At 38.0% G+C, this 15,586-nt stretch carries 15 protein-coding genes and 1 pseudogene; 12 read left to right on the top strand and 4 right to left on the bottom strand.

The window, feature by feature from the left end:
* Nucleotides 1-62 precede the first annotated feature (62 nt).
* Nucleotides 63-914, bottom strand: coding sequence for an Rgg/GadR/MutR family transcriptional regulator (locus tag HT701_RS00470; protein WP_055356795.1), 852 nt, complete (start codon nucleotides 912-914; stop codon nucleotides 63-65).
* Nucleotides 915-993: 79 nt separating this feature from the next.
* Here HT701_RS00470 and HT701_RS00465 point away from each other — a divergent pair, with 79 nt between their 5' ends.
* The 7 genes and pseudogenes from HT701_RS00465 (at nucleotide 994) to ftsY (ending at nucleotide 6,231) form a co-directional block, all read left to right on the top strand.
* A complete protein-coding gene (locus HT701_RS00465; protein ID WP_133302227.1) occupies nucleotides 994-1,062 on the top strand; it encodes an SHP2/SHP3 family peptide pheromone in 69 nt (22 codons plus the stop codon).
* Between the two features lie 27 nt (nucleotides 1,063-1,089).
* A complete protein-coding gene (locus HT701_RS00460; RefSeq protein ID WP_055356796.1) occupies nucleotides 1,090-2,316 on the top strand; it encodes an MFS transporter in 1,227 nt (408 codons plus the stop codon).
* Complete coding sequence (locus HT701_RS11300) at nucleotides 2,300-2,428, top strand: site-specific DNA-methyltransferase (protein WP_004242334.1); 129 nt, start codon at nucleotides 2,300-2,302, stop codon at nucleotides 2,426-2,428. The genes HT701_RS00460 and HT701_RS11300 overlap by 17 nt, the downstream gene beginning before the upstream one ends.
* Before the next feature lie 54 nt (nucleotides 2,429-2,482).
* Nucleotides 2,483-3,022 (top strand): annotated as a pseudogene (locus tag HT701_RS00455) (DNA methyltransferase); the annotation flags it as partial.
* 318 nt (nucleotides 3,023-3,340) lie between these two features.
* Nucleotides 3,341-4,132, top strand: coding sequence for an HAD family hydrolase (locus tag HT701_RS00450; protein WP_119919722.1), 792 nt, complete (start codon nucleotides 3,341-3,343; stop codon nucleotides 4,130-4,132).
* A complete protein-coding gene (locus HT701_RS00445; protein WP_119919721.1) occupies nucleotides 4,132-4,950 on the top strand; it encodes a Cof-type HAD-IIB family hydrolase in 819 nt (272 codons plus the stop codon). The genes HT701_RS00450 and HT701_RS00445 overlap by 1 nt, the downstream gene beginning before the upstream one ends.
* Nucleotides 4,951-4,953: 3 nt before the next feature.
* On the top strand, nucleotides 4,954-6,231 hold the full coding sequence (gene ftsY, locus HT701_RS00440; protein WP_119919720.1) for a signal recognition particle-docking protein FtsY: 1,278 nt from the start codon (nucleotides 4,954-4,956) through the stop codon (nucleotides 6,229-6,231).
* A 45-nt stretch (nucleotides 6,232-6,276) separates the two neighbouring features.
* On the opposite strand, the gene zwf is transcribed toward ftsY, so the two are convergent.
* From zwf to HT701_RS00425, 3 genes are all read right to left on the bottom strand, one after another.
* A complete protein-coding gene (gene zwf / locus HT701_RS00435) occupies nucleotides 6,277-7,764 on the bottom strand; it encodes a glucose-6-phosphate dehydrogenase (RefSeq protein ID WP_172931078.1) in 1,488 nt (495 codons plus the stop codon).
* Between the two features lie 150 nt (nucleotides 7,765-7,914).
* Nucleotides 7,915-8,655 carry an amino acid ABC transporter ATP-binding protein gene (locus tag HT701_RS00430; protein ID WP_172931077.1) on the bottom strand — a complete coding sequence of 247 codons (741 nt, stop codon included), beginning with the start codon at nucleotides 8,653-8,655 and terminating at the stop codon, nucleotides 7,915-7,917.
* Nucleotides 8,655-10,820: an ABC transporter substrate-binding protein/permease gene (locus HT701_RS00425; RefSeq protein WP_172931076.1), complete on the bottom strand. Its 2,166-nt coding sequence runs from the start codon at nucleotides 10,818-10,820 to the stop codon at nucleotides 8,655-8,657. The genes HT701_RS00430 and HT701_RS00425 overlap by 1 nt, the downstream gene beginning before the upstream one ends.
* A gap of 172 nt (nucleotides 10,821-10,992) precedes the next feature.
* On the opposite strand from HT701_RS00425, the gene HT701_RS00420 reads away from it, so the two are divergent.
* The 5 genes from HT701_RS00420 to HT701_RS00400 all read left to right on the top strand — a co-directional run bounded on the left by HT701_RS00420 (nucleotide 10,993) and on the right by HT701_RS00400 (nucleotide 15,574).
* Nucleotides 10,993-11,946, top strand: coding sequence for a type II CAAX endopeptidase family protein (locus HT701_RS00420; protein WP_172931075.1), 954 nt, complete (start codon nucleotides 10,993-10,995; stop codon nucleotides 11,944-11,946).
* Between the two features lie 76 nt (nucleotides 11,947-12,022).
* Nucleotides 12,023-14,011, top strand: coding sequence for an excinuclease ABC subunit UvrB (gene uvrB / locus HT701_RS00415; protein WP_172931074.1), 1,989 nt, complete (start codon nucleotides 12,023-12,025; stop codon nucleotides 14,009-14,011).
* 9 nt (nucleotides 14,012-14,020) lie between these two features.
* Nucleotides 14,021-14,584, top strand: coding sequence for a GNAT family protein (locus tag HT701_RS00410; RefSeq protein WP_000639831.1), 564 nt, complete (start codon nucleotides 14,021-14,023; stop codon nucleotides 14,582-14,584).
* Nucleotides 14,550-15,038 (top strand): GNAT family N-acetyltransferase, encoded by a 489-nt coding sequence (locus tag HT701_RS00405; RefSeq protein ID WP_119946651.1) that lies wholly within the window; start codon nucleotides 14,550-14,552, stop codon nucleotides 15,036-15,038. The genes HT701_RS00410 and HT701_RS00405 overlap by 35 nt, the downstream gene beginning before the upstream one ends.
* Nucleotides 15,039-15,106: 68 nt before the next feature.
* Nucleotides 15,107-15,574, top strand: coding sequence for an 8-oxo-dGTP diphosphatase (locus HT701_RS00400; RefSeq protein WP_172931073.1), 468 nt, complete (start codon nucleotides 15,107-15,109; stop codon nucleotides 15,572-15,574).
* The last annotated feature ends 12 nt before the right edge of the window (nucleotides 15,575-15,586 follow it).

Below are 15,586 nucleotides of genomic sequence, written 5' to 3'. Positions count from 1 at the left end.
GTTGTGAGTTTATGGAGACACCCTTGATTTGTAAAATGTTAAATAGTAGAGAATCATTTCATCTATTCTTTGTTTACCAGTTTATCGAAATGGCTAGTATAGTGTAATTTTAACTTGTCTTCTCCTAAAATATCAAGCACTTGTATGGCCTGTTTCATTTTTTCAATTCCGCTATCTGAATGACGTTTAAATTCAAAGTAACCAGTTGCATAGAGAAAAACTGTCTGTTCATAAAAGTTTAATTCATTATCTAATAATGCTTTTATCTCGGAGATTAGATAAGTACAGTTTGAAAATTCTTCCTTATCTACGCTCAGAATTAGACAATTGATGGCCAGTTGAGTGACAATTCGCTTATTTGTTTTATTCAATGAAGAGTAGATGTAATTGTTCAACATTTCCTTTGTTAATAGGAAGTAGGAGTTGTAGTTTATTGTTCGTACACAGTTACCTAATAAAGTGATTTCATAGTAACCCCATTTTTCAACTTTGAAGAGATAATCTGTCAATTGAAGTAATTCTTTATTTGATGGAATAATGCTGGAATCCATTGTATGTAGAATGGATTTTATCATTGTTTTCTCGAACGAATTTAAAGTGTAATGTGATGAGTCAGAAAGTAGAGCGGCTATATTATTGATGTTTTGTGATGAATATTGCTTACGAATATATTGAACCAAATTAGCGAATAATTCAGTATTAGTATAATCTTCATCATGTAAAATAAGAAACTCATCTAAAGTAATGTGTAATTTGTCTAAAATATTGATAAGTCGAATACAAGATATCTCTGATTCCCCACGTTCGAATCTAGATATTTGAGATTTTGAAAGATGTTCATCTGCTACAGAGCATAGACTAATTTGTTTTCCTTTACGAACTTTTCTAAGTGTGATGCCAAGTTTTGATTTCATAATTTCCCATTTTCCCAACAAAAATTAAATCCGTTTTTATTTATTGTACAATAAATAAAAACGGAAAGGAAGTCCGAGTATGAAGAAAATTTCAAAATTTTTGCCGATTTTGGTTTTGGTGATGGATATTATCATAATTTTTGGTTAGTAAAAGATGAATTAGAAGGAATGTGGTATGATCAGCAATAAAATTTCATCAGAGTTAAAATATTATCTATATATCATTTTTACAAATTTACGATTTACTAGAATAGTAAATATTATCTTTATTGTCCAGTTTTTGGGATTATCTTTAGTACAATTTGCATTTTTTCAATCTATTTTTCTATTTTCTCAATTAGTTTCAGAGATTCCCTCCGGAATTTTAGGAGATAGATTTAGTAAGAAGAAAATCGTTCTATTGGGACTAGTTCTGTTATCAATTACTCCATTATTAACTCTTTCATCAATCTTGCTAATGAAGGACTATGTTTACTATGTTATTCTAGGGTCATTTGTTTTAGAAGGAGTAGGAAATGCTTTATTAAGTGGAGCTGATGATGCCTTGTTTTTTGAATCTCTAAGAAGTGAAGGCAAGGAGGAGAGTTATGGGAAAATAAGAGGAAAGTTACAATTAATCAGTGCTCTGACTTTGGGGATTGCTACATTTATAGGAGGTGGTTTGTATAGCATTACAAGATATTTACCATATTTTATTCAGTCTTTTACACTTATAGGTTCAATGATAATCATCATATCTATTCCAGATAATCAGAAAAACGCTATAGAAGATCTTAATCAAAATGGTGTTCCGAAATTTAAAGAATTATTTTCAGTTTTTCATAGGTTGCTAGAATCTACTAAAATTCTTTTCATGTTCGCTTTTACTACGGTTATTGTCTCAGCAATTAACGTAATGTTTGCTTTATTACCAGATTATTTTTCTAAAATAGGATTTTCTACATCTATTAATGGAGCTATGTTTATGATTTATAGTATCATTGGTGGCATAGTAGCAACTCAAGCTTATAAAATATCAAAAATAAGAGTTTCTAAATTAATTATGCTGCTATCATTGATACTAATGATTTCCATTATTTTTCAAATTTTGCCTTTCAATGCCACATTTATATTTAGTCTTCTACTGTTGTACATTATCATAGATATTCTTGATCCTATTATCATGGAGATGTTACATCTTTGGGTTGATGACAATTCAAGAGCAACAGTTATATCAGGACTATCCTTTTCAATTAGTCTTGTTACAATGTTGGTAAATCCGATAATTGGTGTAGGAATTCAAATATTTAATATGAGAATAACTATCTTATTGATTTCTAGTTTTATGATTGTAATGATATTAATCTCGTATATGTTAATAGAAAAAACTAAAAGGAGTAAAAAACATGAAAACAGAGAATAAGGCTTATTTAGGTGATTCCAGAGCTATGGAAGATGTCGAAAATGATTCTGTTGATTTAATAATCACTTCTCCACCATATTTTAATTTAGTTGATTATCAACACGATAATTAGATTGGGTTAACAGAAACATATAAAGGCTATATTTAGAGTCTAAATAGTGTTGGGGAAAGATGTAGTAAAATATTAAAAGAAACAGGAACAATTTGCATCAATATTTGCAGTTCTGTAGAAATTAGCAGAAAAAATCAAAATATGTCTTACGATATCAAACATGAAATTGAAAAATTTTTTGCGGAGCATAATTTCTATATTGAAGGGACAATAATATGTAATTTGAATAATACTTCATATATCAAAAATCAAGTTGAAAAATATCCTTCAAGTTATTCGAATAATGAGTCTTTGATTCTAAATAACTATGAATACATATTGATTTTTAAGAAAAAGTCAGAATTTATAGTGTGGGGTAGAAACATTGAGGGAACTAAATTTATTGACTGCATTTGGAATATACCTTGGGATTATTCTACAAGACCACCAGCTTTTTCAGAACAAATTGTCAATCAACTTATTGATATTTATTCTCTGGAAGGTGATGTTGTGTTGGATCCGTTTATGGGGCAAGCAACTACATCTTTGTGTGCTTTTAAGAAAAACAGAAAGTTCATTACTTATGAATTAAATAAAACCACTTATAAATTATGAAGAAACCTTTAAGACAATTTTGAAAGGCGAGCATCTCGTCCTTGTTATTGTATGATAAACAAGTGGAACTTACTCTGACTTGGAATTCCACTTGTTTTTTTGATTTTTATCAGATTAATTTCAACTTTTATTGGCATTGGAAGTTAGTTTGGGAATTTAGAAAAAATCCAGATATACCAAAGGGGTAAGCGATATTGGATAAAAATCAAGTGATAAAGTAGGGAGTTTATCAAGCATCTAATCTCAAATGGATTAGGCGCTATTTGCTTTTTCTATGGTATAATAGAAGGTGGATTTATTAAGGAGTATAAAGAATTTATGATTAAACTAGTAGCAACGGATATGGACGGAACCTTCCTAGATGAGAATGGACGCTTTGATATGGACCGCCTCAAGTCTCTCTTGGTTTCCTACAAGGAAAAAGGGATATACTTTGCGGTGGCTTCGGGGCGCGGATTTCTATCCTTAGAAAAATTATTTGCTGATGTTCGTGATGACATTATTTTCATCGCGGAAAATGGCAGTTTGGTAGAGTATCGAGGTCAAGACTTGTATGAAGCGACCATGTCTCGTGAGTTTTATTTGACGACTTTTGAAAAGCTGAAAACGTCACCTTATGTAGATGTCAATAAACTGCTCTTGACGGGGAAAAAAGGCTCTTATGTGCTAGATACGGTTGATGAGACCTATTTAAAAGTGAGTCAGCACTATAATGAAAATATTCAAAAAGTAGCGAGTTTGGAAGCTATCACAGATGACATTTTCAAATTTACAACCAACTTCACAGAAGAAACGCTAGAAGCTGGTGAAGCTTGGGTCAATGAACATGTTTCTGGTGTCAAGGCTATGACAACTGGCTTTGAATCTATTGATATCGTTCTGGACTATGTCGATAAGGGTGTGGCTATTGTTGAATTAGCTAAAAAACTTGGTATCACAATGGATCAGGTTATGGCTTTTGGAGACAATCTAAATGACTTGCATATGATGCAGGTTGTGGGACATCCTGTAGCTCCTGAAAATGCACGACCAGAGATTTTAGAATTAGCAGAAACTGTGATTGGTCACCATAAGGACCAGTCGGTTATCGCTTATATGGAGGGCTTATAATGGCAGATATAAAATTGATTGCATTGGACTTGGACGGGACCTTGCTGACTACTGATAAAAGGTTGACGGATCGCACCAAGGCAACCTTGAAAGCTGCGCGTGATCGTGGTATCAAGGTCGTATTGACAACTGGTCGTCCCTTAAAAGCTATGGATTTCTTTCTCCATGAGCTAGGGACTGACGGTCAGGAAGATGAGTATACCATTACTTTTAATGGTGGTTTGGTTCAGAAAAATACAGGTGAAATCCTTGATAAAACAGTCTTTTCATATGATGATGTGGCACGTTTGTATGAAGAAACAGAGAAATTATCACTACCTCTTGATGCCATCTCAGAAGGAACAGTTTATCAAATCCAATCGGACCAAGAAAGTCTTTATGCTAAATTCAATCCAGCTTTGACCTTTGTTCCAGTGGACTTTGAAGACTTGTCTAGTCAAATGACCTACAATAAATGCGTGACTGCCTTTGCTCAAGAACCCTTGGATGCAGCTATTCAAAAGATTTCTCCAGAATTGTTTGACCAATATGAAATCTTTAAATCACGTGAAATGTTGCTAGAGTGGTCACCAAAGAATGTTCATAAAGCAACAGGTTTGGCAAAACTAATCAGCCATCTAGGAATCGACCAAAGCCAAGTCATGGCCTGTGGTGATGAAGCCAATGACCTTTCTATGATTGAATGGGCAGGACTCGGTGTTGCCATGCAAAACGCTGTTCTTGAAGTCAAGGCAGTCGCAAATGTAGTGACTCCAATGACCAATGATGAAGAAGCTGTTGCCTGGGCTATCGAAGAATATGTGCTAAAGGAGAACTAAGATATGGGATTATTTGACCGTCTATTCGGAAAAAAAGAAGAACCTAAAATCGAAGAAGTTGTAAAAGAAGCTCTGGAAAATCTTGATTTGTCTGAAGATGTTGATCCTGCCTTCACAGAAGCTGAGGAAGTTCCTCAGGAAGAAGCAGAGGTGGAAATTGTTGAACAAGCTGTGTTCCAAGAAGAGGAAATCCAAGACACAGTTGAAGAAAGTCTGGATTTAGAGCCAGTTGTAGAAGTTTCTCAAAAAGAAGTCGCAGAATTTCCACACTCAGAAGAAGAGAATACTGAGTTTCTAGAGACTGTAGAAGAAAATAATTCTGAAATTCTTGAAGCACAAACGCCTCAAGCAGAAGAAACTGTTCAGGAAAAATATGACCGCAGTCTTAAGAAAACTCGTACAGGCTTCGGAGCTCGCTTGAACGCCTTCTTTGCTAATTTCCGCTCTGTTGACGAAGAATTTTTCGAGGAACTGGAAGAACTGCTGATCATGAGTGACGTTGGTGTACAGGTCGCTTCTAACTTAACAGATGAGTTACGCTACGAAGCCAAGCTTGAAAACGCCAAGAAACCTGATGCACTGCGCCGTGTCATCATTGAGAAATTGGTTGAGCTTTATGAAAAGGATGGTAGCTACGATGAAAGCATCCACTTCCAAGATGGCTTGACAGTCATGCTCTTTGTTGGTGTGAATGGTGTTGGGAAAACAACTTCTATCGGGAAACTAGCCCACCGCTACAAACAAGCAGGTAAGAAAGTCATGTTGGTTGCGGCAGATACCTTCCGTGCAGGAGCGGTAGCCCAGCTAGCTGAATGGGGCCGTCGTGTGGACGTTCCAGTTGTGACTGGACCTGAAAAAGCTGACCCAGCCAGTGTGGTCTTTGATGGTATGGAACGTGCTGTAGCTGAAGGTATCGATATTCTCATGATTGATACCGCTGGTCGTTTGCAAAACAAGGACAACCTCATGGCTGAGTTGGAGAAGATTGGACGCATCATCAAGCGTGTTGTACCAGAAGCACCCCATGAAACCTTCTTAGCATTAGATGCTTCAACTGGTCAAAATGCCCTGGTACAGGCTAAAGAATTTTCAAAAATCACCCCTTTGACAGGAATTGTCTTGACTAAGATTGATGGAACTGCTCGAGGAGGTGTTGTTCTAGCCATCCGTGAAGAACTCAATATTCCTGTAAAATTGATTGGTTTTGGTGAAAAAATCGATGATATTGGAGAGTTTAACTCAGAAAACTTTATGAAGGGTCTCTTGGAAGGCTTAATCTAATCAGAAGTAAAAATCCTGCAAGGCATAAACTTGCAGGAAATTTTTTTATTCTAAACGACCATCTTGACGATAGGCGATATCTGGTTGCCAAGTCCATTTGGCACCGAATTTTTCAAGTAAGTCAAAGCTTGCTTGAGGTCCCATGCTTCCAGCTTTATAGTCATGAAGTGGGGCACCATTTTCAGCCCAGAGCTCTTCGATACGGTCAATCAATTTCCATGACGCACCAACTTCATCCCAGTGGCTAAAGTTAGTTGAGTTGTTATTTAGGACATCATAAATCAATTTCTCGTATGGTTCTGGAGAAGCACCAGTTGCGGTCGCATCCGTACGGTAATCAAGTGAGTTCGGAGCTAAGTTGAATTCTTCTCCTACTTGCTTCCCATTTAGGCTGAGAGAGAATCCTTCTGTTGGTTGGATATAGATGGTCAAAATGTTTGGAGCAAGTGGTTCACCAAAGATAGAGTCCATTTGTTTAAAGACAATGTTGACATGAGTTCCTTTTTCAGTCAGACGTTTACCAGTACGGAAGAAGAAAGGAACACCACGGAAACGATCGCTGTCAACAAAGAAGGCACCAGATGCAAAGGTTTCAGTTGTTGATTCTGGATTTACATTTGGCTCGCTACGATAAGAGATGTATTTCATGCCATCAATCTTACCAGAACGATATTGACCACGGATAAAGTGTTCTTTGAGTTCTTCATCAGTTGGATGATAGAGGTTTTTAAAGACCTTAATCTTTTCAGCACGAATCTCGTCTTTTGTGAAGCTTGCTGGTTTGTCCATGGCGAGAAGGGAAAGGAGTTGTAGTGTATGGTTCTGTACCATGTCACGGAGGGCACCAGATTCATCATAGTAGCCACCACGTTCTTCTACACCCAAGCGCTCCGCAAAGGTAATTTGAACATTGTCGATAAAGTCCTTGTTCCACACATTTTCAAAAATCAGGTTGGCAAAGCGAACTGCAAAGATACTTTGAATCATTTCCTTACCAAGATAATGGTCGATACGGAAAATTTGTTCTTCGTTAAATGTCGCTAGGAGTTCGTCATTCAACTTGCTTGCAGTTGCGTAATCTGTACCAAATGGTTTTTCAACGATTAAGCGCTCAAAACCTTTACCATCCACAATGTTTTCAGACTTGAGATGTTTGGCAATGGTTCCAAAGAACTGAGGCGCCATCGACAAGAAGAGTAGCTTGTTGTGTTCAGCTTGGTACTTGTCATTTAGTTCAGCCTGCAATTGACGCAAAGCAATGTAGTGTTCTGTATCGTTGACATCATGACTTTGATAGTAGAAGTGACTAGCGAACTCCTGAGCTTGTTCGGTACTATCTGCCAAATCAAGGATCGATTCGACTACAACAGATTCAAAATATTCCTTGCTCCAAGGACGACGGGCAGTTCCAATAACTGCAAAGTGCTTGGAAAGATTGCCGGATTTATATAGTCTAAATAGGGAAGGGTAGAGCTTGCGTTTAGCCAGGTCTCCACTCGCACCGAAAATTGTAACAATAACCTTAGATGACATCTAGCTACCTAATTTCTATTTTTATTCCTAGTCTTGCTAGGTATGAGGAAACCTCATTTCATAAACTTAATTCTAACATAATTTTCCGAAAAATCAAAAATTCCAATACGAGATAGAAAAAAACTGCAAGGAAGTCCTTACAGTCTGAGTTTAAACGTTTAAAACCTTATCTAAAAATTCTTTCAGACGTGGGTGTTGTGGGTTGTCAAAGATTTGATCAGGTGTCCCATCTTCAAGGAACTCGCCATCTGCAGTAAAGATAACGCGGTTGGCAACCTGACGGGCAAATCCCATCTCGTGGGTTACAATGATCATGGTCATGCCTTGTTTAGCCAAGTCTTTCATAACGTTTAGTACGTCTCCGACCATTTCAGGATCAAGGGCAGAAGTTGGTTCATCAAAGAGCATGATGTCTGGATTCATTGCAAGTCCACGAGCGATGGCCACACGTTGTTTTTGACCACCTGATAGGCTATCTGGGTTGGCATTAGCTTTATCTGCTAGTCCAACCTTTTCAAGCAATTCCATTCCCAATTTTTCAGCTTCTTCCTTAGTCATCAACTTGTGCTCAATAGGAGCAAAGGTGATGTTGTCCAATACAGACATGTGTGGGAAGAGATTGAAGTGTTGGAACACCATTCCGATATTTTCACGGACGTGGTCAACGTTGGTTGTTTTTTCAGTTAAGTCATAACCGTTCACAGTGATGTGACCACTAGTAACTTCTTCCAAAAGATTTAGGCTACGAAGGAAAGTTGACTTACCAGAACCCGAAGGACCGATGATACAAACAACATCTCCTTCATAGAACTTGGTCGTAATTCCTTTTAAAACTTCATTTTTTCCGTAGCTTTTGTGTAAATCATTTACATCAATTTTTAATTTTGCCATTAACGAATCCTCTTTTCTAAGCGTTTCGCTAGTCTAGTCAAAAGTGTGATAATTACAAGATAGAAGATAGCAAGGATTGCATACATCTTGAAACTTTGGTAGTTACGGGCAATGATAATCTTACCAGTTTGGAAGAGTTCAACCAAACCGATAGCAGATACGATGGTTGTATCTTTAAGTGCGATAACGAATTGGTTAACAAAGTTTGGCAACATCAATTTAGTTGCTTGTGGCAAGATAATCTTACGCATGGTTTTTCCATAAGAGATACCCAAGCTTCGGCTGGCTTCCATTTGGCCAACTGGAACGGCCTGAATACCACCACGAACGATTTCAGCGATATAAGCAGCTGCATTGAGCGATAGGGCAATGGTACCAGCCACAAAGTCGTTAATTGGACTTTGTTGGCCTGTGATGGATTCGATGAAGTTTGGAATTCCCCAGAAGATGAAGGCTGCAAGAATCATCAATGGAATACCACGAATAACGTCAACGAAAATCTCAGAGATGACACGAAGAGATTTGTATGGGCTAACGCTAAACATACCGAAGATAATCCCGATGACAATGGCAATAGCAAATGAGATAAGAGCTAGAGCAAGAGTGATACCAAGCCCGCTAAGGAGTTGTTTGTAGTTGTTTTGAAGCAAGCCCCAGATTGTGGTTTCATCAACAGTGCTTGTTGAAGTAGTTGAAGATTCGCTAGCTAGGTATTTGTCAAGAATCTTTTGGAATTCACCGTTTGCTTTAAGGTTTGCAAGTCCGTTATTGAACATTTCAATCAATTCTGGATTTGATCCTTTTTTAACGGCAAAGGCTGTTTCACCGATTGGAGTTCCAGCGATTGGAGTTTTCAATTTTTGTCCTTGGCTGATAGAATATTTGAGAACAGGCTCATCATCCATAACAGCATCGATGGCACCAGTATTTAAACTGTCATACATTGAAGAACCATCAGCGAAGGTTTTGATTTTATAGCCGTATTTGCTTTGATTTTCTGTTAGGAAGGTTTGAGAAGCGGTTCCGTTTTTAACACCGACTGTCTTTCCTTTCAAATCTTCATAAGAAGCAATGGTACTTGATTCTTTGACACCAAGGATAGTATTGGCAGTGTAGTAGGATTCTGAGAAATCAAAAGTCGCCTTACGAGCATCTGTGACAGACATACCAGCAATGATACCATCTGCTTGACCAGCTTGGACAGCACTGATAGCAGCATCAAAACCAGGGTTGATGATTTCAATTTCAAAACCTTGGTCTTTAGCGATTGCCTTAATCAATTCCATATCAATACCAGTGTATTGGTTGCTTGAATTTTGGAAAACAAAAGGTGCAAAAGAAGAATCGCTGGCAATGATGTATTTAGCCTTAACAGGAATGGCTTTGAAGCCTGCAAGAGTAGTTGTAGTTGGCACTGCTGAAGATGATGAAGCAGTCCATTTCTTGATGATTTTATCAAGACTACCATCTTTTTTCATTTCAGCTAAGGCTTGGTTAAATTCAGTGACTAAGTGCTCGTATTTGCTCCCTTTTTTAACACCGAAAGCAAAGCTACCTACAGCTTCACCATCCATTTCAATATGAAGGTCTTGCCCTTGGTTAATGGCATACTCGATAACAGGTTTGTCATCCATCATGGCATCAATTGCACCAGCACTCAAGCTGTTGTTCATCAAATCACTAGTGTCAAATGTTTTAATAGTAAAGCCGTATTTATCTTTGATTGTTTCAAGAAAACGTTGAGCAGCAGTTCCGTTTTTAACACCAACGGTTTTGCCAGTTAATTGGTCGTACTTGCTAATCTTGTGTGCCTTTGTAGTTGCAATGACAACTTTTGTATCATAGTAGGTATCAGACATGGTGAAAACTTTTTCACGTTCTTTAGTCTTTGTCATCCCTGCCATGATAGCGTCAGCTTGACCAGCTTGAACCGCATTGACCGCTGCGTCAAATCCAGGATAGGACATCTGAATGTTCCATCCTTTAATCTCAGCAACTTTGTTGATAATGTCAACATCAATTCCTTTATAAGTTTGATCTGAATCTTTAAACTCAAAAGGTGCATAGGCGGTATCAGAAACAATCTTAATTGTCTCTGCTTTTGCAATACCTAATGAGAAAATTGGGAATAAAATTAGCAAAAATGCTAGAAATTTTTTCTTCATTTTTAGTCTCCTTTTCCGAATATTTTCCCATTATATCAGAAAAAGTAAAAAAAGGCAAATTTTTATATTTATGTGTCAGAAAATATAACATCCATAATTCTTGTTTTGTCTTGAATCATACAACAGAAGTGCTATAATAAAGGTATATCATATAGTAAAAGAGGATAAAGTTATGAAAGACAAAAGAATCTTAAAAGACTTCCAAGCTTCAAAAATGAGTTTAAACATTTACACAAGCCCCTTGTTAGCCTTTGTTTTTGTCTTTATAGGAGAGTTTGTGGCTTATACTTTATATGGTATTAGTTTGTTAGCTCTCATCGGACTTACTAGAAATTTTGGAGAGGCTGGTCAATCTTTTGCTACCTACTTGCAGACTTTGCAGCAGAGCTTGATGGATAAATCAAGTGACACCCATTTAATATTTGAATTACTGTCCTTTGGTTTTATCATCTTAACTGTGTTTAGATGGACTAGAAAAGTAGAGAAAAGACCGATTCGAACCTTGGGATTCTATAAAGAAAATTTTTTAAGTGCCTTATTTAAAGGATACGGTCTTGGTCTATCCCTCTTTATACTTGCTTTGGCTGGACTAGTAGTGTTGGGGCAGTATCAATTTGACTCCATTCACTTGGATACTTATTCGCTAGCTTTTACTTTATTTACAATCCCTTTTTGGATTTTACAAGGAACGGCAGAAGAATTGGTTACTCGTGCTTGGCTGATTCCACAATTGGCTAAGAGAACTAATCTTAAAGTCGCTATTATCATATCTAGTAGTCTCTTTACCTTACTTCATTTAGGAAATCCAGGCATAACTTTCTTATCTGCAATTGATCTCTTTTTATTCGGAGTTGCCATGTCCCTATATCTTCTTAAAACAGATACTATATGGGGTATAGGTGGTATTCATGGAGCCTGGAATTTCGCACAGGGAAACCTCTTTGGAGTATTAGTTAGTGGTCAGTCTTCAGGAACCTCAATCATGAAATTTACTCCACAAGGCAATCAAGACTGGCTATCTGGTGGGTCTTTTGGTATTGAGGGTTCCATCGTGTCCAGTATTATTTTGTTTCTGCTGATTCTTTATCTCGCTTATCAATTAAAGAAAGAAAATGAAAGGATGTGACTTCGGTCCGTCCTTTTCTTCGTGAAAATGCTACAAGTATGCTAAAATAGGAATAGCACATCGAGAGAGGATTCTTATGATCAATCGCATTACAGATAATCAATTTAAACTAGTATCAAAATATCAACCTTCAGGAGACCAACCTCAAGCTATTGAGCAGTTGGTTGATAATATCGAGGGGGGAGAAAAAGCTCAGATTCTGATGGGGGCGACAGGAACAGGGAAGACCTATACCATGAGTCAGGTCATTTCCAAAGTCAATAAACCAACTCTGGTCATCGCCCACAATAAGACTCTGGCAGGACAGCTCTATGGGGAGTTTAAGGAATTTTTCCCTGAAAATTCTGTTGAGTACTTCGTATCCTACTATGATTATTACCAACCTGAGGCCTATGTACCTTCTAGTGATACCTATATTGAAAAGGATAGCTCTGTCAATGACGAGATTGACAAGCTCCGCCACTCAGCGACTTCGGCCCTTTTGGAGCGTAATGATGTTATTGTCGTAGCTTCCGTCTCTTGTATCTATGGTTTGGGTTCGCCCAAGGAGTACGCTGATAGTGTCGTGAGTCTCCGTCCAGGTCTTGAAATTTCTCGTGATAAACTCTTGAATGACTTGGTTGATATCCAGTTTGAGCGAAATGATATTGATTTCCAACGGGGAAGATTTCGTGTTCGTGGGGATGTGGTGGAGATTTTCCCTGCTTCTCGTGATGAACACGCCTTTCGAGTAGAATTCTTTGGAGACGAGATTGATCGTATCCGCGAAGTGGAAGCTTTGACAGGTCAGGTCTTGGGAGAAGTGGATCATTTGGCGATTTTCCCAGCGACACACTTTGTAACCAATGACGACCACATGGAAGTTGCCATTGCTAAAATTCAGACTGAGTTGGAAGAGCAGTTAGCTATCTTTGAAAAGGAAGGTAAATTACTTGAAGCCCAACGTTTGAAACAACGGACAGAGTATGATATCGAAATGTTGCGTGAGATGGGCTATACCAACGGGGTTGAAAACTATTCACGCCACATGGATGGACGTAGTGAGGGTGAGCCTCCTTATACCCTTCTCGACTTCTTCCCAGATGATTTCTTAATTATGATTGACGAGAGCCACATGACAATGGGGCAAATCAAGGGTATGTACAATGGTGACCGCTCTCGTAAAGAAATGCTAGTAAATTATGGTTTTCGTTTACCTTCTGCTCTGGACAATCGTCCTTTACGTCGTGAAGAGTTTGAAAGCCATGTGCACCAGATTGTTTACGTTTCAGCGACACCTGGTGACTATGAAAATGAACAGACCGAGACAGTAATTGAGCAAATCATTCGTCCAACGGGACTCTTGGATCCTGAGGTGGAAGTCCGTCCGACTATGGGACAGATTGATGACCTCTTAGGTGAAATCAATGCCCGTGTAGAAAAGAACGAACGTACCTTTATCACCACCTTGACCAAGAAAATGGCAGAGGACTTGACCGACTACTTTAAGGAAATGGGCATCAAGGTCAAGTACATGCACTCGGATATCAAGACTTTAGAGCGGACAGAGATTATCCGTGACCTGCGCTTGGGTGTCTTTGATGTCTTGGTCGGAATCAACCTGCTCCGTGAAGGAATTGACGTTCCTGAAGTGAGCCTCGTAGCGATTCTCGATGCTGACAAAGAAGGTTTCCTTCGTAACGAACGTGGACTCATCCAGACCATTGGACGTGCCGCCCGTAACAGTGAAGGTCATGTCATCATGTATGCGGACACGGTTACCCAGTCTATGCAACGTGCCATCGATGAAACTGCCCGCCGTCGGAAAATTCAGATGGCTTATAATGAAGAACATGGTATCGTTCCACAAACCATTAAGAAAGAAATACGTGATCTGATTGCTGTGACCAAGGCAGTTGCTAAGGAAGAAGACAAGGAAGTCGATATCAATAGCCTCAACAAACAAGAGTGCAAAGAACTAGTCAAAAAGCTTGAGAAACAAATGCAAGAAGCAGTTGAAGTGCTTGACTTTGAACTAGCAGCTCAGATTCGTGATATGATGCTGGAAGTCAAGGCCTTGGATTAGGGGAATAGTATGATTTATTTAAGAAAGTTAAAGAAAGAAGATTTGATGTCTTTATGGGAAATGGCTTATTCACAGCTTAATCCAGTTTGGAAACAGTATGATGCTCCCTATTATGATGATTATCAGTATTTTTCAAATTTTAAAGAATTCGAACTACAAAAATCAGAATCCATTTTAAGCAACTCAAATCGCCTTGGTATTTTTGTTGATGATAAACTAGTTGGGACTGTTTCGCGTTATTGGGTATGTAAAGAAACAAGATGGATGGAATTGGGAATTGGTATTTATGATAAAAAATTCTGGAACACTGGTATTGGGAAAGTTGCTATGTTGCAGTGGATAGATAGGACGTTTCAGGATTACTTGGAGTTGGAGCATCTGGGTTTGACAACTTGGTCAGGAAATCTTGGTATGATGAAACTTGCTGAAAAATTAAGAATGAAAAAAGAAGCTCATATTCCAAAAGTTCGTTATTATCAAGGTAAATATTTTGATAGTATTAAATATGGTATTTTGAGAGAAGACTGGGAGAAAATAAATGACGGTTATTATCAAATCAATGGAAACTCCTGAAGAGATAGAAGGCAAATCCCTCGTTCACTGGCAAACGTGGAGAGAGTCTTATGATGACTTTTTGCCTGCGGAATTTCAGGATACAATGACATTAGAAAGATGTCGATTCTTTAGTCAAAAGTATCCAGAAAATACATTGATTGCGATGGATGGCGTGAAGGTGGTTGGTTTTATCAGTTATGGCAATTTTCGTGATGAGACTATTCAAGCTGGTGAAATTATTGCTTTCTATGTTTTAAAAGACTATTACGGAAAAGGCATAGCACAAAAGTTAATGAAAGCGGCTTTGACTGCTCTTAATCATTTTTCTGAAATATTCTTATGGGTATTGAAAGATAACAAGCGAGCCATTGCTTTCTATCAAAAAATGGGTTTTACTTTTGATGGACAAGAAAAAATACTTGAACTTGGAAAGCCTATGAAGGAAAAACGGATGGTATTCTATTCTAAATAATTCTCAAAAGTAAAAGCTAATATGGTACCAAGTCTGAAAATTTAATAACTTAGAAAGCGAGTAAATTTATGTCTCGTTCCCAATTAACGATTTTAACAAACATTTGTCTGATTGAAGACTTAGAAACTCAGCGCGTGGTGATGCAGTATCGCTCTCCTGAAACCAATCGCTGGTCTGGTTATGCCTTTCCAGGAGGCCATGTAGAAAATGGCGAGTCTTTCGCGGAGTCTGTCATTCGTGAAATCTACGAAGAAACAGGATTGACTATCCAAAATCCTCAACTGGTCGGTATTAAAAATTGGCCACTAGATACAGGTGGGCGCTATATTGTCGTTTGTTATAAGGCGACTGAGTTCTTTGGTACCCTTCGCTCTTCAGAAGAGGGAGAAGTTTCTTGGGTGCAAAAAGACCAGATTCCAAACTTAGATCTGGCCTATGATATGCTACCTTTGATGGAGATGATGGAAGCTCCTGACAAATCGGAGTTTTTCTACCGCCACCGTACTGAAGATGGCTGGGAGAAGAAAATCTTCTAGTCTTTTACCAAA

Origin of the sequence: Streptococcus sp. 10824 (genome assembly GCF_013276595.1) — a bacterium.
GTDB lineage: Bacteria > Bacillota > Bacilli > Lactobacillales > Streptococcaceae > Streptococcus > Streptococcus pseudopneumoniae.
Note: the sequence above shows the minus strand (reverse complement) of the source record. Positions and strands in the feature narration are given on the sequence as shown.

Bases quoted from the DNA above. Each gene is read 5' to 3' on its own strand.
- HT701_RS00470 (WP_055356795.1), bottom strand. From the start codon at position 914: ATGAAATCAAAACTTGGCATCACACTTAGAAAAGTTCGTAAAGGAAAA.
- HT701_RS00460 (WP_055356796.1), top strand. From the start codon at position 1,090: ATGATCAGCAATAAAATTTCATCAGAGTTAAAATATTATCTATATATC.
- HT701_RS11300 (WP_004242334.1), top strand. From the start codon at position 2,300: ATGAAAACAGAGAATAAGGCTTATTTAGGTGATTCCAGAGCTATGGAA.
- HT701_RS00450 (WP_119919722.1), top strand. From the start codon at position 3,341: ATGATTAAACTAGTAGCAACGGATATGGACGGAACCTTCCTAGATGAG.
- HT701_RS00445 (WP_119919721.1), top strand. From the start codon at position 4,132: ATGGCAGATATAAAATTGATTGCATTGGACTTGGACGGGACCTTGCTG.
- ftsY (WP_119919720.1), top strand. From the start codon at position 4,954: ATGGGATTATTTGACCGTCTATTCGGAAAAAAAGAAGAACCTAAAATC.
- zwf (WP_172931078.1), bottom strand. From the start codon at position 7,764: ATGTCATCTAAGGTTATTGTTACAATTTTCGGTGCGAGTGGAGACCTG.
- HT701_RS00430 (WP_172931077.1), bottom strand. From the start codon at position 8,655: ATGGCAAAATTAAAAATTGATGTAAATGATTTACACAAAAGCTACGGA.
- HT701_RS00425 (WP_172931076.1), bottom strand. From the start codon at position 10,820: ATGAAGAAAAAATTTCTAGCATTTTTGCTAATTTTATTCCCAATTTTC.
- HT701_RS00420 (WP_172931075.1), top strand. From the start codon at position 10,993: ATGAAAGACAAAAGAATCTTAAAAGACTTCCAAGCTTCAAAAATGAGT.
- uvrB (WP_172931074.1), top strand. From the start codon at position 12,023: ATGATCAATCGCATTACAGATAATCAATTTAAACTAGTATCAAAATAT.
- HT701_RS00410 (WP_000639831.1), top strand. From the start codon at position 14,021: ATGATTTATTTAAGAAAGTTAAAGAAAGAAGATTTGATGTCTTTATGG.
- HT701_RS00405 (WP_119946651.1), top strand. From the start codon at position 14,550: ATGACGGTTATTATCAAATCAATGGAAACTCCTGAAGAGATAGAAGGC.
- HT701_RS00400 (WP_172931073.1), top strand. From the start codon at position 15,107: ATGTCTCGTTCCCAATTAACGATTTTAACAAACATTTGTCTGATTGAA.